We start from the raw sequence: 16,748 nt of genomic DNA on the forward strand, positions 1-16,748 counted from the left end.
AACGGTCGTTCCCCTATCGATCAAAGTTCGCTTCAAGCCGATCCGCGAGGGCGTCAGTCAGCATGAGCCGGGTGCGGGGCAAAAGGGGCGGTAGTTGGTCGGGCAGAAAGAAGCCGGTACCAACGTTTTCGTGCCCCGTTGGGCTCAGGGTGCCACTCGCGATCCGCGCCCGAAAGAAGATCGTGAGGATCTGGGCCTGATCGCCGTTGGGGTAGGTCCACTGAAAATCGTGGCCGCCATAGACGCCGATCAGGCGCTCGGCTTCGAGTTGCAGGCCAGTCTCTTCAGCGACCTCGCGCGCCATGCCATGCGCCGGAACTTCATCAAGCGCAATCGTGCCCCCCGGCACATCCCACAACATCACGTCGGCGCGCCGACACAAGAGGATCGCTCCCTCTTCGTTGCGTACAAAGGCGCACGCTCGTACTTGCAAGATCCGTTGATGTCCGACATAACTTCGCAACCAGCGTGTATATTTAATGGTCATTCGTGGATCCTTCTAGATCGCCAGGCGAAAACCCGTAAATTCGTTGCGCACGGTCGGCGCGAGCCGAAACCGACATGCACACCGGGCATAGCCCTGTGGATTGACATAACATCCACCGCGCATCATGCGCCGCCCCTCACGAGTTGGATCTTCGCGTCCGTCGTTGCGCTGATACGGGTACAATGCGTCAAGGCTAGCGGTCCATTCCCAGACATTGCCCGCCATATCATGTGCGCCGATGGGGCTGATGCCTTCGGGCCGACTGCCGACAACGCTGCTGCTGCCAAGGTTGCTTTCGCGCGTGTTGGCCAGCTCAGCCCGAAATTCGTCGCCCCACGGAAACTGTCGTCCATCAGAGCCTCGTGCTGACCGCTCCCATTCCGCTTCGCTGGGCAACCGGAAGTGGTATGGTGGCGCAAGGCCTTGCACCACAACCGACGTTTGTTGCAGCGAAGCGGTGAGCCATTGGCAGAAGGCGACGGCCTCGTGCCAGTTGATATCAACCACCGGGTGATCGTGCAGGGCCGCAGGTGGCAGCGTGCCACGCCAATGGAGTGGTGGTGCGATGCCGGTGGCCCGCACAAAGGTGGCATAGAGCGCATTCGTCACGGGCGTTGCGGCCAGGGCAAAAGCCGGTAGCGCGACCTCGTGTTGCGGTGCCTCTTCACGATAACTCTCACGGGTACCACCATAGCGTCGCGCGAGCGCTGACAGATCGCGCTCGAACGTGCCCATACGGAAGACGCCGGCAGGGACATGCAGAAAGATGGGCAGCAGATCAGCGTTCATAAATCCGATCTAGACGGGCCAGTTCCCGTGTGTAGACAGTCTGCGCAAAATGTTCAATATCGGTTACATTGCGCACCGCGTCGTAGCCTTTGACGAGAAAATCGTGCGCGATCTCGATCCCGGCCAACTTTGCCACCAGGCGGGAACGGTGCAGGCCGATCCCAAGCAACTGTGAACGTGAGAGCCGAAAGACATTGTAGAGGCTGGTGTCAACGAGCTTCAACTGGGTCAAACGGTCATCATAGTTGTCGGCGAGCCGATAAAAATAGTCATACGTCACTTCGTCAAAATCAGTGCCTGTGTTGTGACGAAACATCAGACGGGCCAACCCCCCGTCAAGCCTGTTGGTGAGATCGAGCAGTTCGAGAACAACCTCAACATCACGTACATGAACTCCCGGCAGCATTTGCAAAATATGCTGCAGCCGACGGGCACCAGCATCGCGCGCGGTAAAATCCCGCGGGCCGTACATTTCCGAAAAAAAGAACTCACCGACCAGATCGTACTGTGGGATCTCGGCCAGATCACTATAGTCGCGCCGGAGGCGGTTGGATTGAAAGATCTGCAGCGCGATGCGGTATTGTGTCAGAGTTGTCATCAGGTCAAACGATCAAGCTGCACACGAGCGCGGGCGGCAAAGTCGCTCGATGCGTCGAGCTGGATAACCGTGCGGTAAGCACGGATAGCTTCTGCGGTATTGCCCATCGCCTCGGCGACGAGCCCACGATAAAACATGGCTTCGACAAAATCAGGCCGGTACGTAAGCGCCTGATCAAAGGCGCTCGCTGCGGCGGGATAACGTCCCTGAGCATAATAGGCTCGCCCGAGCCAGTAGGCAGCATCAGGAAAGTTGGCCTCGAGCTGAATGGCCCGGTTGAGATCACTCATCGCTTGTTCTTCATCGTTTTGCTGAAGGGCAAGCACCCCTCGCCGGTAGAAGGTCTCAGCAATGGTATTATTTGCGGCAATAGATTGATTATATGCGTTCATCGCCTCCTTCTGACGCTGTTGTTCTTGCAAGAGTTTGCCTTTGAAGAGCAGGGCTTCGGCATAGGTGGGCCGTTGGGCAAGCCCCTGATTGACGATCTCCAGGGCAAGGTTGCTCTCGCCCTGGGCATGACGGGTCTGCGCCAGCCCGAGATAGGCTTCAGCAAAGCCTGGATCGAGGGCGAGGGCCCGGTTGTAGCGTTCGGCGGCCCCATAGAAGTCGCCCCGGCGCAAGAGGCTCTCGCCCACCCAGAACTGGGCATGCGCACTTGTTGGGCCATCAGGCAGCGCCGCCGCTGCTTCGAAATAACTTTGCGCAAAGCCCCAGTTGTCTTGCGCAACGGCAATCAGGCCGAGGCCAAGCTGGGCGCTGACGCGATTGGGGTCGAGGCGGCTCGCCTGGGTGTAGAATTCACTTGCCAGGCTCAGGTTGTTGCTGCGTCGGTGAAGATCGCCAAGCGCGATCAGCGCCTGCACGCGCAGATCGACCAGGGTGGGCTCGGGACTGCCTGCGGTCAATTCGAGGACGCGCTGTTGTTCGCCAAGCGCGGCTTCAAGCCGCCCACGGGCGGCATAGGCCTGCCCCAGTTTGAAGTGTACGTGGGCTACCCCAGGTTGTGCGGCAAGGGCTTCACGATAGGCCGTGATGGCCTGATCATACGTGCCATGCGCCATAAAGGCGTCCCCAATGCGTTCCAGGGCCTCGGGATCACGCAAGCCCTGTTCGAGAATGGCCTCGTATTCGCGATCGGCCTGGGCTGGATCATTCAGTGGCCCGTGATAGAGATCGGCAAGCACCAGCCGTGCATCAAGGTTGGTGCTATCAAAACGAAGGGCGTCGCGGAGCGCACGTTCGGCTCCTTGGTAATCACCCAGGCGCATTAGCGTTTCGCCTAACTCAAAGGCCGCGATGCTATTGCGTCGCTCAAGCCGTAACGCGTCGCGGTAGATATCACGGGCACGTTCAGGATGGCCGGCATCGTTGTATAAACGCGCCAGTTCAATCGCCGCCATTGCGTTCGTGGTACTCAAGCCGAGCAACTGGGTTTCGGCCTTGGCCCAGCCATCCGGCCCGCTGAGCCGTAATAGGCGCGCATAGCTGATCGTCGTCAGCGATCCGGGCCGGAGCTCCTGCAAGGCTGCGTAATGGGCGAGGGCGGTTGCCCAATCGCCCTGTGCCTCGGCAAGCCGCGCCAGGGCGACATGACTCGGAAAGAAGGCACTGTTGCGCGCCAAGGCTTCGTTGAAGAAACGCGTCGCATCACCTTCCTCGCCCCGCTCAAAGGCGACCATGCCCCGCCCAAAGTAGCCCTCTGGTTGCTGGGGAGCCAACTGAATCGCTTGATCATACCGCTCAGCAGCTGGCTCTGGCTGGCCCTGCAGGCGGTACGTTCGGCCCAGTGCATTGACAACGGCAGGAAGATTGGGATTCCGCTGATCGATCTCATCAAGCACGGCAAGACTCGGCGAACGGGACGCCCCGGTGCCAAAGAGGGCCGCCAGAAAGCCTGGTCGGTCACTCAGTGTGGTACGCTCGATCTCACCATGCACTAGCGCATAATAGTAGCGCTGACGGTCACGGTTGCGTTCCGAACCTACGGCCTGTGAACTCGCGAGCAGACCAGTTCCGGGGAAGGCGGCTGCTTCGGTGACGGCGCGTCGTCGCCATTGGATGCTCTCTGCTTCGCTTGCCTCGAACGCACGCTGCAGATCGGTCAGAATCTGCTGCAACGCCCGAACTGGTTGTATCGGGGCAATTTCGAGTTCCCAGATCAGCGCTCCCCTGGTTTCGAGTTGGCGGGCAAGCGCGAGCAGGGCTTGCTCTTCATACCGACGGGCTTCGTGCCGCTGATTGAACATCACCCGCAATGGCGTCGGGACGAGTCGTGTGTCCCGGCGCATCTGCTGTTCTGCCTCCTCCAGCGTGGTGTTCGCCGCCTGCAATTGCCCGGTCTCACGATAGCCAGTCGTCAATTGAAACAAGAGCGGTGCGCTGACTGGCAACAGATTCCGAGCCTGTTCGAGTTCAACCAGGGCATCGGCAGGCCGTTGCTCACGGAAGGCGAGCAGCGCCAGATTGAACCGCAGTTCGCCGAGATCGCGTCCATCGAGCCGTTGCACGACTTCGGCATAGGCAGCCAGAGCCTCGGGGTTGCCGCCATCAAAGAGGATCGCCCCGAGATTGTTGGCGAGCAGGGCCTGCTCGTGACCGGGGAGGGCAAGCGCCTGGCGGTATTGGCTTGCTGCGTCGTCGATAAGCCCACGCGCCCAGAAGATGTTGCCCCGCAGGGCATAGATCAAAGGGTTTTCAAGCGCCGCATAGTCTTCTTGCAACTGATCAAGGCGGTTCAAGGCCCGATCCGGTTCACCCATCGCATAATCGTAGAGCGCCACCACGAGTGGGGCAAGCACGGCTTGACCATTAATAGCTTCCGTCGTCAGGATGTAGCTGCGGGGCAACGTAAACCGACTGAGATAGCCATCCCAGGCGTTCGGGCCATAGATGCCCGTCGGTGTATAGATAAGGAAGGGGCGCAGGGCCGCCTGATCCAGCAGGCTGCCCGCCTCGACCTGGCCCCAAATCAACAGATCCGCCTCGACATCAACGGCCATAGCCAGCGCCTCGACCGGATCAGTTGGGCGTCGTCGGGCAACACTCGCTACAATCGCCCGCTGACCGGCGCCTTGCAACACCCGCACCAGTTCGGTCGCAACACTCTCCCCGGTCGTCCCATCCCCACCATCGTCAAACGGAGCCACCACCACAATGAAGCGATCCGCTCGACTGACAAACTGATCCTGCATGAGCAGATAGCCAGCCCCGACGATCATCAACCCAACGATCAGCGCCAGAACCAGCGCCTGACGACGACTCAGCGTGCGCAGATACATACGGAGACGCGCCATACGCTTGCCACGACGGGCACCACGAGCTTCGCGCTCGGTAGCGTCAGCCGTTCCTGGTTCAGCATGTGGCGTCGCGGGCAGAACGTCATCGGTACGTCGCCGTCGCACAATCAGCAACGTGGTAACAACTGCCCCCACCACTGTGAGTAGTCCAAGCAGGACTAGCAGCACAAGTGTATTCATACGATTGAGATCCCTCGTATGCCCAGCGTGGCTCAGTCACTGCTGCGCATCTGCAGCAGGATCTTGAGGTTGCCGCGGGCCGCAGCAAACGCTTCAAGCGCCCTCGTCAGCGGATAAGTAGCCGTGATCAGTGGTGCAGTTTCGATCAGACCGCGCTCGAGCAGACGCAGGGCCGGGGCAAAGGGTCCACAACGTGAGCCAAGCAGTTGCACTTCATCAACGACCAACATGGTCAGATTGATCTCCGAAGCCGCCTCAAACGTACTTTTGAGCACCAACCGTCCCCGTGGGCGAACAAGCCGACGGGTTGTTGCGAGGCCAGCAGGTTGCCCCGTACAATCAACGACAACGTCAAACGATCCCGTTGCCAGATGATCTTCGGTGGTGCAGATAATGCCCTGGCGCTGATAGACACCCCAGCGCTCGGGGTGGCGCCCAACCAGGGTCAGATCGCATCCAGTGAGCCGTAAGACCTGGACAATCATCGCCCCAAGCTTGCCGTCACCAACTACGGCAACCCGCTCGGTGGGCCGGATATGGCTCTGTTCAACAATCTCAAGCGCTGCCGCCAGAGGCTCGACAAAGACTGCCGCCGTGTCGGGCACGGCTGGGGGGACGGCATGCAGACAACTCACCGGTAGGCTAAAACACTCGGCCATGACGCCATCGCGCCGGTCGATGCCGAGCGTTGTGCGCTGCGGACAATGGGGCGCATCGCCCCGGCGACAGGTCGCACAGACACCACAGGCAGCATTGATTTCGCCGACAACGCGTTGCCCAACCCAGGCCTGATCTTCACACGCAATGACGGTGCCAACAAATTCATGCCCAGGAACGCCTTGAAAGCCCATGTACCCACGCGTGATTTCAAGATCGGTATTGCAGATACCAGCCAGATGCGGACGAATCAAGGCCTCGCCGGGGCGCAACGCGGGGTCGGCATACGTTGTCACCAGGTTGAGTGAACCATCAAAAACCAGGGCTAGCATAGCGCCTCAAGGGGACAGAGCACATCCTTCTTCTCTGCTTGATTATACTACATTCTCATCTTGCTCATCGAGCCGAATGCGTTCATTCGCTGTCTGGCTTGACTCGACATAACGACCAGGCATCATCAGGCTGGTCCAGCCCCCAGCGTCGCGCAGGGCAAAGGGGTCGCTCTTGCCACGAGCGGCGCGGGTTGCCCAGGTATGGCGCAAGTCGTGCGGCGCAAGCCCGGTGACGCCAATCCGTTCGCCGAGCAGCGCAACCCGGTCGCGGATGGCCCTGGTTGACATAAACCCCCAGAGTTCACCATTCTTACGTGAGCCGCGCAACAGCGGGCCGCTGGCGAGCGCATCATTCGCAAGGTAGGCCCGGGCTGCCGCGAGACTATCAGTTGGCAGGTGGTGCGTCTGGGTTGTATGCACCTTCTCACGGTAGAACGTCAGCGTGCCATCACGGAGATCGATGCTCGCAACGGTCAGCGCCGCGAGTTCGCCGACGCGCAGGCCAAGATCGAGCAGCAGACAGACGAGCAACGCATCGCGGCGGCCCTGGGGCGTATCAGGCTGCTCCTTCAAGGCCTGCACCTGGGGCGTCGTTAAGACGATCGCCTGGGCCTTCTTGCTCCCCACCCGAGTCGGCGTAGAAGTGCGTCGTCGCTGGGTGTCCATCGCCCGCGCCTGGCGACCACTATACCCGCGTACCGTCCGGATCAGCGCGAGCGCATCTGCGGTCAGCACCCCAGCTTCATAGGCGAGCAGACAATAGCGTCGCACGGTCGCCAGACGCACATTGATCGAGCCAATCGCATAGCCCTGCTGCAACTGCCACTGCACAAACCCACTGACGAGGCCATGGGTCACATTCTCCCAGGCTTCAGGCTGGGTCGGCAAACGCGCCCCCAACGCCGCAGCCTCCGCCTCAGGGATCGCCTTGATCGACCCGAGGAAAAAAGCAAAGAGCGCCAGATCCGCCTCCTGGCGGCGCAGCGTATCATCATCAATGCGCCCACGGTACTCAGCGAACGTCGTCGCCAGCGCCGCAACATTCGCCGCCGCCGCGGCGCTCGGATCGATCCTTGGACGCAGCGTTCGCCCTGGTGGGGGCGGTGTTTCGTTTTCTTTACTTATGTCAACCATATTTCGCGTTTTTTGATATAACTTCCGATTACCCATACTAATCGGAAGTTATTGTAACCCAGGCGGCAAGCCCTGTCAACTGGCCGGTAGACGCAAAGACGCAAAGCTGTGTGGGGAGATGAAGCCAACCTTTGCGCCTTTGCGCCTTTGCGCCTTTGCGTCAAATCCTCAGCGAGCTGTGTGGGGAGATGAAGCCAACCTTTGCGCCTTTGCGTCAAACCCTCAACCGCAAGGTGCGTAAGGAAGGCGCTTACCTCAGACGCTCCCATCTCGCGGGGGTGGCACAACTGGTGAAAGCGGACGAAGCGACGCACCCAACCGACATAGGCCTCTTCGGTGCGGAGTGAATAGTGTTTCCGGCGGATCTCGCGCAGCGACGCGTCCGGATTGAACAGGTCAACAGCAGCGTCAAACGCGGTCGCATGTTCAAGGACGCCATCCGCCTCTGGCGTGGGGTCATTCGCGATCTGGTCATCGAAGTCGCCTGCGGCCTCCACAATTTCCGGCTCCGCTTGTTTCCTTGGAAGCCACTCAGGTAAATCGGCATAATCTTTATTATCTAACCCTACTGGGACTTTGCAGCAGCCCTGGCCGCTCATCAACCTCTCCTTATCTTTGCAAGGCACGCGTGGTATACTAGTCATCAGGCAGGTTGTATCAGATGAGGTGACACGGAGAGGCATCCGGGATGGAGATTGCCGTTATCATCTGCCCAGCTCCAATCGAGGAAAAGCTCGCAACCAAGCACCACGTCACGGTGCGCGAAGCTCGACAAGTACTCCTCTCCGCACCACGCATACGGTTTGCTGAGACCGGGCACACGGCGGGTGAGGATGTCTATGTCGCATTTGGACAGACGTTCGGTGGACGCTATCTGAGCGTGTTCTTCGTCTACAAACGTGACGCGGCGACGGCGATCATTATCAGTGCGCGCGCTATGAGTGAGAAGGAGCGACGGGCCTATGGACGCAAATAAGGGCAGTTCCATTTCGCACGCGACCACGCTCGAAGCCATGGGAGCCTTCTGGGATACCCACGACTTCACGGACTATGATACGGATACGCCGGATGTCCCGTGTAGCATTGCGCGGGCTGTGCCGCTTGAAGCCGAGCTATGGGCAGCGCTCGAGCGGCAAGCACAGGTGCGCGGCGTGAGCCTGGAAACGCTCGTCAACTTATGGCTGCAACAAAAGCTGAGCGAAGAAGCGCGACCGGCGGCCTAATGGTGAGGCGACCACGAGAGCGACGTGGTTGCCACGGTCATAGACCACGTGCGCTGCTTCAGTGCATAACACCGGGCCAGGGCAGCATCTTCCGGCAAGCATCCACCACAAACGTTGCCGTTCGTTCCCCCGCACCACCTGGAACGAAACGATCAGGAGATGCGTTGAAGCATCAGCATGCATCCTCCCCAGCCATCAGCGATGTCTTCCCCTTCATCGCTTTTCGATGCGATAAAGCCTGCTTATTGCGTGCTAAAGCCATCCGCTCATACTGCCCAACCCGCGCGTGCAGGCGACGCCGCTGGCACGACCCGCACGTTGGGCGCGATCTTGAACGTTCGACGCTGACAACAGGCGTATCGATCTATCGAACCTGCCAGCGGCGCGCCTGAAGCGCAGCGTTGGGCGGCTCTACCAACTCCTCTGTTTGATAGTACAATATCCTACGTGAGGCATACGCTACCGACGGGAGTATCATCATGACGTTTACCATTGAGACGGAACAAGAAACTGACAGCCGCTGGATTGCCGAGATCATGGAACTGGCCGGGGTACTCGCCTATGGTACAACCCGCGACGAAGCACTTGCCCGCGCAAAGGCACTGGCCCTACGCGTGATTGCGGAACGACTGGAGCATGGTGAAGAACCCTCTGCGCTCACGACGATTGCATTTGAGGCAACGCTCGTATGAGTTCGTGGTCAGCAACCAAAGCACGCCGCGTTCTCGCGGCGCTTCTTCGGATCGGGTGGCACATCAAACGAACCTCTGGCTCTCATCGAACCATGGTGAGACCCAATTATTTTATGGGGCGCTTCCCACCCATCGAGTTGTCCAGCGCAATACGTTCACTATCGATGATCTGTTCCAGCAGTTGCAGCCACGGTTGCATGACAATGTGCCTGCTGAAAACCGTCCCATTGGGGAGCCTTACGGCATGGCGACTATCGAATTCAGTGACGGCAACGAACACGATCATCTGATTTACGATGAGACATTCGCTGTAGAACTCTTCCAGGTCGCATGCGCAAACCTCATGGAGGATGAGGAGTTTGGCGCAGAAATTGTCACCGCTGAGTGTGCCAGGCTTGGAGGCACGCCACCCGAAAAGCTGGAGGGATTACGCTGGGGTTACGCTTACGCCATGTCGACGTCCTCACCGCGTATGAAGACCACGCCCACGATATTGCTGATAGCGATCTCCTCGACCGGGCAACGGCATTAGGCCGAGTCCCCTTTCCCCAAGATGATGATCTGCGCACTGCGCTGCGTCCGAAGCCTTCTTCATTGATAACATACCTCGCAATGCCGCAGCGGTGCAGCAACGTGGGATGCGGGGATGTGCCCGTATCCGTGCAGGACGCTCCGTCGCACCACATATCGCCACACGTCACGAAGTCGAGCCCGTTCTCACCGCAGTGTGATCGATATCGTTCGCACGGAGTAGCACCATATACATCGGGAGCGTTGGACGTGCCAGTGCTGCTTTTCCTGCCATCATCATAAGAGCTCCATCAACGATAACCCCTTGCCCCAAACCAAGCCGTGCAGCCTGACGCCCCTAGCGCGGCTCTACACTTGCGGATATGCCAGCGGCGCATCTGACGCTTTGGGCAATTTTCCGCACTGGAATGCGCTATAATCCTTTTGCTTTCGTGCCGACCCTCGCCTCGCTCTACCGAAACTGCCAGCGACGCGCCTGACGCTCACCGTTGGGCCGCCTCAATTTTAGCCGCCACACGTTGAAGGCTGCTCAGGCGAGCGCCCGTTGTGCGAGGTCGAACACGTGCCGTGATCATCAGCCGTTGGGAGTGTCGAGCGGAAGAACCGGCATCGAGAACGCTCCTACCGAGGACACGTTGCGTTTGGCATCCCTTGCCGCACGCCTCTCTTTCATGGTATGATATGAAGCAGCAGAACGTGCGTTTTACCTCGATATGGAGGCGTCTATGACCGCACAACCAAAGCATTATGTCACAAGCGATGAGTATTTAGCATTCGAGCGCACGAACGACGAAAAACATGAGTACCTCGCAGGGATGATCTATGCGATGTCTGGTGCAAGTGCGCGCCACAACCGTATTGCGGGGAGTACCTATGCAACACTGTATGCGCAACTACGCCAGCGTCAATGCACGGTATATCCAAGTGATATGCGGGTAAAAGTCATTCAGACCGGGCTCTATACGTACCCCGATATTACTATTGTTTGCGGTAACGAACAGTTTGAAGACAAGAAAGAAGACACCCTCCTTAATCCGACCGTTATTATCGAAGTATTGTCGCCATCAACAGAGAAATATGATCGCGGAAAGAAATTTCAGCATTACCGTGCAATTCTTTCACTGCGTGAGTATATCTTAATCGCACAGGAAACCTATCACATTGAGCGATTTGTACGGCAAAGTGACAATACATGGGTCTTATCAGAGGCAACCAACCGAGAAGACACTATTGAGGTTACTACTGTTCAGTGTGTCCTCCATCTTGAAGAGGTCTATGAGAAGGTAACATTTTCATCAACCGAAGAAGAGCAAGGCGAAACAGCGTAAGGCGGACGCCGCTGGCGCGGCCCGTGAGTTGGTGCGTTTTTCATGCGCGTGACGTGCTAACGTGCGGTGCCATCTAGCGAACCCACCAGCGGTGCCGCTGAAGCCCGGCGTTCGGCGCACTGCCAGTCTGCAATCGAGAAAGGTCATATGGAAATCGAGCACTTTGTCCAGCAGATGCTCGCCAATGCTGAGCGGATTCGCTCTCTCGTGCAAGTTGTCCCCAGCAGCCAAGCACGTTGGAAGCCAGATGAGGCGTCCTGGTCAATTCTGGAGGTGGTCGGTCATCTCTACGATGAGGAGCGCTTGGATTTCCGCGTTCGATTGGACTTCACCCTTCATCGCCCCGGTGAGCCTTGGCCGGCGATCAATCCCCAGGGCTGGGTGCAAGAGCATCACTACAACGAGGGAGATCTTCAGGAGTCACTCGGCGGCTTTCTCGCAACGCGGGAGGATTCGGTGCGATGGCTGAGAGGGTTGTCATCCCCGAATTGGACAGCAGTGTATGAAGCGCCGTTTGGGCAGATCAGGGCAGGCGATCTATTGGCTGCTTGGGTGGCACACGATCTGCTTCACATGCGGCAGTTGGTGGAACTGCATTGGGGCTACCTGGTGGGGGGAGTGAAGCCCTACCAGGTGCAATATGCGGGAGAGTGGTAGGAGGCCAGGGATAGGGCGCTTATACTTCCTATGCCTTCCCATGCGCTCCTATGCGCCGCTTATGTTTCCTAGACGCGAGGTTCCCATGGATTATGCAATAGCACGCGATGAGGCAATGGCGCAACTCGCCCGCAGCAAGCGACGGGCGTACCTGGCGCTGCTGGTGGGCAGCGTGCTGGTGCTCATCCGCGCTGTACGACGGCAAGAACGGCGGGCGCGACCAGGTGGTGCTGGCCGTCGTACAGCTGCGTGACGTGATGGTGTGAGCACGCGGGTGCGCTTCCAACGGCTGCCAGCGGCGCAGGTGAAGGAAGCGTTGGGGCGGCTAAAGCAGCGTCATTCTACTTCCATTGGTGGGGATGGTACAATAGGGCCAGTGCTCTGCGCGCGTACATCAATCAGCACTCCCTTGAAGATATGCTGCGACGGGTCGTGCGTGAGGAACTCCGCAAGAGCGCGTAAGCGCACGTCCAATTTGGCGGAGCAAACCCAGAATGGGTTGAATAAATAGTAGATAGACAGAAGAGGACAAGCATGTCAGTCTACATACCAGCGATGCTCACTGAAGGGGAATATTTGGCCTTTGAGCGCATAAGCGAGCAAAAGCATGAATATTATGATGGGATCATCGTTGCCCAGGCGGGCGGAAGCGCCGCACATAATCGGATCACGATGAATGCCTTGAATAGCCTCTATAATCAGTTGATTAATCGCCCCTGCACGGTCTATTCGAGTGACATGCGGGTGAAAGTTCCACGCAAAAATAGCTATGTGTATCCGGATGGCGTCGTCGTGTGTGGCGAAGAACGCTACGACGATACTGGAGATACGACCCTCTTAAACCCGATCGTCATCATTGAAGTGCTGTCACCCTCAACCGAACGCCACGATCGAGGGAAGAAATTTGAGTGGTATCGGACAATCGAGAGCTTAGAAGAGTACGTATTGATTGCCCAAGAAACGCAACGCATTGATCATTTCCGGCGGCAGTCAACCAGTTTATGGACGTTTACCTCGATAGGTGCGGAAGAAGCACAGCTCTATCTCGCCTCAATCGATTGCACTTTGATCCTCAATGCCATCTACCACAATATATAAGTTCTGAAACTGAATAGCAGCGGCGCGTACCAGTGGCACACCTTCTACCAACAGCGGCGCACCCGGGCGAATCACCTCCGATCATCTGCGATCCTGGCATCGAAGCGAGGCACCCGCAAGGGGTGCCCCTACAGGGCCGGGGGCCGGGCCCGGTGTACGGGCACCCCTGGCGGGTGCCCTGGCGGGTGCCCTGGCGGGTGCCCTGGCGGGTGCCCTGGCGGGTGTACGGGCGGGTGTACGGGCGGGTGCCCTGGCGGGTGTACGGGCGGGTGCCCTGGCGGGGTGCATACACGGAAGATGCCATCGCCCTGAGAGAGCCTCGGCTCAGTCTTGACAATGAACTGTCTTGATGTGTACTCTTTGTATATACGCTAAGGCATGTTTCAGAATTGAGTATGCTTGCTTGACCGTAGCGCATTCATTTCTGGAAAACCATCAGTCGGCTGAGCCTGGAAGCCGACTGAAGGAGGAGCAATGCAAAGTAAAGTTCAAAAATGGGGTAACAGTCTCGCGCTCCGGATCCCCAAGTCGTTTGCCGCAGAAATCGGTCTTTCCGATGGCACCCCCGTTGAGCTTACGCTTGTTGAAGGGAAACTCGTTATTGCACCGCTCCCTGTCCCAAGCTACTCCTTGGAAGCTTTGCTTGCTGGGATTACGCCGGCCAACCTTCACGGAGAACTGGACACGGGAGCGCCTCAGGGTACTGAGGTGTGGTGATGACGTATATTCCATCACGAGGTGACATTGTCTGGCTCACCTTCAATCCTCAAGCAGGCTCGGAACAAGCAGTTCGCCGGCCAGCAATTGTACTCTCACCGTCCACATACAACGGGAAAGTTGGACTTGCCATTTTCTGTCCCATTACGAATCAAGTCAAGGGATATCCGTTCGAAGTAGCCTTGCCAAAGGAACTTCCAGTTACCGGTATCGTACTATCGGATCAAGTCAAGAGCTTGGACTGGAGAAGCCGAAATGCGCAATTCGCGGGTCAAGTGCCGACAGAGGTCCTCAACGAGGTGCTGCAAAAAGTGTCAGCGCTTCTTTTCCTACCATCATCATAAGAACCTCATCAGTTCAACCAAAGCATTATGTCACAAGCGCTCTTCGGAAGCTTGTTGAGGAAGCGCGGCATGTGAACAGTAACCGGGATAAGGTTCGGCGTTCGCAAGAGATCGCTTACAAATTCATGTCCGCTATGGCGGGTGACTTGCCAGGGTTTGAGGAGGCGACCAGGGCGTTGTTCGCAGGAGACCATGAACAGTTTCATAGCCTCATTTCTTCATGGCCTGTCGATGTCCGGGATTATGTCCGAAAGCTTTCAGCATCTGCTTTCCAACGTGAACATGCCACCTAAATCTGCGTCATCTGCGGATGATCAGGAGGACTTTGCATCAGCCTTGCACGATCATGGATCGATCGGGTGTCCTCGAAGGCTCGTGTGCTATACTATGCATGAACTGAGTAGTGTCAGCTCAAGCGATACGAAGTGCCATCCGGCATAGAGATAGCCATCATCATGGTAGCTCGCTTCAAACAGTGGTTTGCGCCTCCCGTCTTTGAAGGTGACCTCCAGCGAACACACCGGGCTAATCTCCTGAACATGATGATGATCGCTGCTTTATTTCTTGTTGTCATGGTGCTTTTTGCTAACTTTTTAGATCCGCAAACACCAATAAGAAATTTTGTCATTGATCTTATCCTCATTGCAATCATATTCTATCTGCGCTCTAGACTCTATCGTGGCAACGTTACCTTCGTTGCCTACTCGACTTTGATTTTTGCGTTTATTTTTATTATCATTACAATTATCAGCGATGGTACCATTCGCACCCCCGCAACCTCCCTCTTTTTGTTGTGGGTGGTTATGTCGAGTATCTTATTTGATTTGCGGGGATTTGTTCTCTCAACGATCGCCGCCTCTCTTGCCATAAGCGCCTTAATTCTGGCCCAACTTGCGAACATGATGCCTCCACCCGTGTACACGGTTGGTCTGATCCACTGGTTTGTCCTCACCCTGACCACAGGGATTACGGGTGGCTTAACCTATCTTGGATATCAAACCACCCAACAGGCCCTAAAGCGTGCCGAGCAGGAAGTTACTAAGCGTGAGCGTAACGAGCAACTGCTGGAAGCCGCGAACGCCGATTTACGCCGCTATGTGCAAGAAATTGAACACCTCCAGGCGGAACTCCGCGAGCAATATCTGATCGATCCGCTGACTGGTCTGTACAACCGCCGCTATCTGACCGAAGCCCTGGCACGGGAACTTGTGCGAACGGAGCGTGAGCATGCCCCGTTGAGCATCATCGTCGCCGATCTTGACCACTTCAAAATGATCAACGACACATATGGGCATCAGGCCGGTGATACTGTTTTGGTGGCAGTCGCTCGTCTTCTTAAAGAATACGTCCGTGGATCGGATATTGCCTGCCGATATGGGGGCGAAGAATTCCTCCTTGTCCTCTTCAATACAGCACTGGACGATGCGGCGAAGCGGGCGGAAGAAATCAGGCAAGCGGCGGCAGTCCTTTGCACCCAATCCGAACACGGAACCGTGATGCTAACGATCTCCTTTGGCATCGCAACCTATCCTGATCACGGAAACAACGCCGAGCAACTGATCAGCAAGGCGGATCAGGCTCTGTACCACTCGAAACGCGCTGGGCGTAACCGGGTGACGATCTGGCAGGGTGAGGAAGTGCGCTTGGAGCAGACTTGAAATCTCATCCTCGCCCGGCTATAATTTAGCCAGGCTGATCCTCTGCTGCGCTTTGTTCCCCCGCACAGCACTGCTTGCCTTTGCAGTTGTTTCACGAACTAATCTTATGTCAACTCAAGCCTCCGATGCGGCGATTGCGACCGAGCACCTGACCAAGCGCTATGGCGAGCGGCTGGCCGTGGATGCGCTGACGCTTACCGTGCAGCGTGGCGAGGTGTTTGGTTTTCTAGGGCCGAATGGGGCCGGCAAGACGACGACGCTGGCGATGCTGCTTGGCTTAGTCAGGCCGTCGGCGGGACGGGCCGTGGTGCTTGGCGTTGATGTCGCGGCAAACCCGGTGACAGCCCTGGCCCGCGTCGGTGCGATGATCGAGGCTCCGGCGTTTTATCCCTATCTTTCGGGCTACGACAATCTGCGGGTGCTCTGTCGGGCCGGTGGGATCGCCGAGCCGCGCATTGCCGAGGTGCTGGAGGTTGTCGAGATGACGAGCCGCGCCCGTGAGCGGGTGCGCGTCTATTCACAGGGCATGAAGCAGCGCCTGGCGCTTGCCGCAACGCTGCTGCCCGATCCTGAATTGATCCTGCTTGATGAGCCGACCAATGGCCTCGATCCGGCGGGAACGGCCGAGATCCGGCAGTTGATCAGGAGCCTCGCCGCACGCGGGCGGACGATCTTCCTCTGTAGCCATCAACTCCACGAGGTCGAGCAGGTCTGCGAGCGCGTGGCGATCCTCAAGGCCGGGCGCTTGCTCGCCGAAGGCCAGGTGGCTGCATTGCTCCAGCGCGATCAACGCCTCAGGGTACGCATCGAGGGCGACGCAAGCGAGGCTATCGCATTGCTCAAGGCGTTACCCTGGGTGACGGGTGTCGAAACAGCGGCTGACCATCTAATCGTGGTGACGCCCACCAGTCGGGCTGCTGAACTCAATGCGTATCTTGCCGCATCCGGGGTGCCGGTCGCCGAACTTGCGCCAGATGCCGGTTCCCTCGAAGACTTTTTCCTCGAGGTGACTGGCGCACCATAA

General features: G+C 57.8%; 20 protein-coding genes. 13 read left to right on the forward strand and 7 right to left on the reverse strand.

Going from position 1 to position 16,748, the window contains the following annotated elements; all coding sequences use genetic code 11:
- Positions 1 to 13: 13 nt before the first annotated feature.
- The 7 genes from EYB53_RS00980 to EYB53_RS26940 are packed head-to-tail and all read right to left on the reverse strand — an operon-like array spanning position 14 to position 8,075.
- On the reverse strand, positions 14 to 487 hold the full coding sequence (locus tag EYB53_RS00980; RefSeq protein WP_135475787.1) for an NUDIX domain-containing protein: 474 nt from the start codon (positions 485 to 487) through the stop codon (positions 14 to 16).
- Positions 488 to 499: 12 nt separating this feature from the next.
- The gene (locus EYB53_RS00985; protein WP_135475789.1) at positions 500 to 1,276 is read right to left on the reverse strand and encodes a formylglycine-generating enzyme family protein; all 777 of its coding nucleotides are present in this window, start codon (positions 1,274 to 1,276) and stop codon (positions 500 to 502) included.
- Positions 1,266 to 1,874 carry an FFLEELY motif protein gene (locus EYB53_RS00990; RefSeq protein ID WP_135475791.1) on the reverse strand — a complete coding sequence of 203 codons (609 nt, stop codon included), beginning with the start codon at positions 1,872 to 1,874 and terminating at the stop codon, positions 1,266 to 1,268. Before EYB53_RS00990 ends, EYB53_RS00985 begins: the two co-directional genes overlap by 11 nt.
- Positions 1,874 to 5,353 (reverse strand): tetratricopeptide repeat protein, encoded by a 3,480-nt coding sequence (locus tag EYB53_RS00995; protein WP_135475793.1) that lies wholly within the window; start codon positions 5,351 to 5,353, stop codon positions 1,874 to 1,876. The genes EYB53_RS00990 and EYB53_RS00995 overlap by 1 nt, the downstream gene beginning before the upstream one ends.
- A gap of 32 nt (positions 5,354 to 5,385) precedes the next feature.
- Complete coding sequence (locus EYB53_RS01000) at positions 5,386 to 6,342, reverse strand: MDR/zinc-dependent alcohol dehydrogenase-like family protein (RefSeq protein ID WP_135475795.1); 957 nt, start codon at positions 6,340 to 6,342, stop codon at positions 5,386 to 5,388.
- A 42-nt stretch (positions 6,343 to 6,384) separates the two neighbouring features.
- Entirely contained in the window at positions 6,385 to 7,476 is a 1,092-nt protein-coding gene (locus EYB53_RS01005; protein WP_167857187.1) for a tyrosine-type recombinase/integrase, read from the reverse strand.
- The gene (locus tag EYB53_RS26940) at positions 7,464 to 8,075 is read right to left on the reverse strand and encodes a site-specific integrase (protein WP_135475799.1); all 612 of its coding nucleotides are present in this window, start codon (positions 8,073 to 8,075) and stop codon (positions 7,464 to 7,466) included. Before EYB53_RS26940 ends, EYB53_RS01005 begins: the two co-directional genes overlap by 13 nt.
- An 89-nt stretch (positions 8,076 to 8,164) precedes the next feature.
- On the opposite strand from EYB53_RS26940, the gene EYB53_RS01015 reads away from it, so the two are divergent.
- The 13 genes from EYB53_RS01015 (at position 8,165) to EYB53_RS01075 (ending at position 16,748) form a co-directional block, all read left to right on the forward strand.
- A complete protein-coding gene (locus EYB53_RS01015) occupies positions 8,165 to 8,452 on the forward strand; it encodes a BrnT family toxin (protein ID WP_135475801.1) in 288 nt (95 codons plus the stop codon).
- Positions 8,439 to 8,699, forward strand: coding sequence for a hypothetical protein (locus EYB53_RS01020; protein WP_135475803.1), 261 nt, complete (start codon positions 8,439 to 8,441; stop codon positions 8,697 to 8,699). Before EYB53_RS01015 ends, EYB53_RS01020 begins: the two co-directional genes overlap by 14 nt.
- Before the next feature lie 479 nt (positions 8,700 to 9,178).
- Complete coding sequence (locus EYB53_RS01025; RefSeq protein ID WP_135475805.1) at positions 9,179 to 9,391, forward strand: type II toxin-antitoxin system HicB family antitoxin; 213 nt, start codon at positions 9,179 to 9,181, stop codon at positions 9,389 to 9,391.
- A 4-nt stretch (positions 9,392 to 9,395) separates the two neighbouring features.
- Positions 9,396 to 9,923, forward strand: a complete 528-nt coding sequence (locus EYB53_RS26945; protein ID WP_503827051.1) for a hypothetical protein — start codon at positions 9,396 to 9,398, stop codon at positions 9,921 to 9,923.
- Between the two features lie 724 nt (positions 9,924 to 10,647).
- Positions 10,648 to 11,250: a Uma2 family endonuclease gene (locus EYB53_RS01035; protein WP_135475809.1), complete on the forward strand. Its 603-nt coding sequence runs from the start codon at positions 10,648 to 10,650 to the stop codon at positions 11,248 to 11,250.
- A 147-nt stretch (positions 11,251 to 11,397) separates the two neighbouring features.
- The gene (locus EYB53_RS01040; RefSeq protein WP_135475811.1) at positions 11,398 to 11,907 is read left to right on the forward strand and encodes a DinB family protein; all 510 of its coding nucleotides are present in this window, start codon (positions 11,398 to 11,400) and stop codon (positions 11,905 to 11,907) included.
- Positions 11,908 to 11,992: 85 nt separating this feature from the next.
- Complete coding sequence (locus EYB53_RS01045; protein ID WP_167857188.1) at positions 11,993 to 12,160, forward strand: hypothetical protein; 168 nt, start codon at positions 11,993 to 11,995, stop codon at positions 12,158 to 12,160.
- Between the two features lie 281 nt (positions 12,161 to 12,441).
- A complete protein-coding gene (locus EYB53_RS01050; RefSeq protein ID WP_135475814.1) occupies positions 12,442 to 13,005 on the forward strand; it encodes a Uma2 family endonuclease in 564 nt (187 codons plus the stop codon).
- Positions 13,006 to 13,479: 474 nt separating this feature from the next.
- On the forward strand, positions 13,480 to 13,722 hold the full coding sequence (locus EYB53_RS01055; protein WP_135475816.1) for an AbrB/MazE/SpoVT family DNA-binding domain-containing protein: 243 nt from the start codon (positions 13,480 to 13,482) through the stop codon (positions 13,720 to 13,722).
- Complete coding sequence (mazF, locus tag EYB53_RS01060; protein WP_135475818.1) at positions 13,722 to 14,066, forward strand: endoribonuclease MazF; 345 nt, start codon at positions 13,722 to 13,724, stop codon at positions 14,064 to 14,066. The genes EYB53_RS01055 and mazF overlap by 1 nt, the downstream gene beginning before the upstream one ends.
- A complete protein-coding gene (locus EYB53_RS26505) occupies positions 14,063 to 14,359 on the forward strand; it encodes a DUF2239 family protein (protein ID WP_371879050.1) in 297 nt (98 codons plus the stop codon). The genes mazF and EYB53_RS26505 overlap by 4 nt, the downstream gene beginning before the upstream one ends.
- A gap of 162 nt (positions 14,360 to 14,521) precedes the next feature.
- On the forward strand, positions 14,522 to 15,724 hold the full coding sequence (locus EYB53_RS01070) for a GGDEF domain-containing protein (protein ID WP_135475820.1): 1,203 nt from the start codon (positions 14,522 to 14,524) through the stop codon (positions 15,722 to 15,724).
- 106 nt (positions 15,725 to 15,830) lie between these two features.
- Entirely contained in the window at positions 15,831 to 16,748 is a 918-nt protein-coding gene (locus EYB53_RS01075; protein ID WP_135475822.1) for an ABC transporter ATP-binding protein, read from the forward strand.

The organism is Candidatus Chloroploca mongolica, from assembly GCF_004762035.2.
In the GTDB taxonomy this organism is placed as follows: domain Bacteria; phylum Chloroflexota; class Chloroflexia; order Chloroflexales; family Chloroflexaceae; genus Chloroploca; species Chloroploca mongolica.

Excerpts from the sequence above, each read along its gene's own strand:
- EYB53_RS00980 (WP_135475787.1), bottom strand. The coding sequence starts at position 487 with ATGACCATTAAATATACACGCTGGTTGCGAAGTTATGTCGGACATCAA.
- EYB53_RS00985 (WP_135475789.1), bottom strand. The coding sequence starts at position 1,276 with ATGAACGCTGATCTGCTGCCCATCTTTCTGCATGTCCCTGCCGGCGTC.
- EYB53_RS00990 (WP_135475791.1), bottom strand. The coding sequence starts at position 1,874 with ATGACAACTCTGACACAATACCGCATCGCGCTGCAGATCTTTCAATCC.
- EYB53_RS00995 (WP_135475793.1), bottom strand. The coding sequence starts at position 5,353 with ATGAATACACTTGTGCTGCTAGTCCTGCTTGGACTACTCACAGTGGTG.
- EYB53_RS01000 (WP_135475795.1), bottom strand. The coding sequence starts at position 6,342 with ATGCTAGCCCTGGTTTTTGATGGTTCACTCAACCTGGTGACAACGTAT.
- EYB53_RS01005 (WP_167857187.1), bottom strand. The coding sequence starts at position 7,476 with ATGGTTGACATAAGTAAAGAAAACGAAACACCGCCCCCACCAGGGCGA.
- EYB53_RS26940 (WP_135475799.1), bottom strand. The coding sequence starts at position 8,075 with ATGAGCGGCCAGGGCTGCTGCAAAGTCCCAGTAGGGTTAGATAATAAA.
- EYB53_RS01015 (WP_135475801.1), top strand. The coding sequence starts at position 8,165 with ATGGAGATTGCCGTTATCATCTGCCCAGCTCCAATCGAGGAAAAGCTC.
- EYB53_RS01020 (WP_135475803.1), top strand. The coding sequence starts at position 8,439 with ATGGACGCAAATAAGGGCAGTTCCATTTCGCACGCGACCACGCTCGAA.
- EYB53_RS01025 (WP_135475805.1), top strand. The coding sequence starts at position 9,179 with ATGACGTTTACCATTGAGACGGAACAAGAAACTGACAGCCGCTGGATT.
- EYB53_RS01035 (WP_135475809.1), top strand. The coding sequence starts at position 10,648 with ATGACCGCACAACCAAAGCATTATGTCACAAGCGATGAGTATTTAGCA.
- EYB53_RS01040 (WP_135475811.1), top strand. The coding sequence starts at position 11,398 with ATGGAAATCGAGCACTTTGTCCAGCAGATGCTCGCCAATGCTGAGCGG.
- EYB53_RS01045 (WP_167857188.1), top strand. The coding sequence starts at position 11,993 with ATGGATTATGCAATAGCACGCGATGAGGCAATGGCGCAACTCGCCCGC.
- EYB53_RS01050 (WP_135475814.1), top strand. The coding sequence starts at position 12,442 with ATGTCAGTCTACATACCAGCGATGCTCACTGAAGGGGAATATTTGGCC.
- EYB53_RS01055 (WP_135475816.1), top strand. The coding sequence starts at position 13,480 with ATGCAAAGTAAAGTTCAAAAATGGGGTAACAGTCTCGCGCTCCGGATC.
- mazF (WP_135475818.1), top strand. The coding sequence starts at position 13,722 with ATGACGTATATTCCATCACGAGGTGACATTGTCTGGCTCACCTTCAAT.
- EYB53_RS01070 (WP_135475820.1), top strand. The coding sequence starts at position 14,522 with ATGGTAGCTCGCTTCAAACAGTGGTTTGCGCCTCCCGTCTTTGAAGGT.
- EYB53_RS01075 (WP_135475822.1), top strand. The coding sequence starts at position 15,831 with ATGTCAACTCAAGCCTCCGATGCGGCGATTGCGACCGAGCACCTGACC.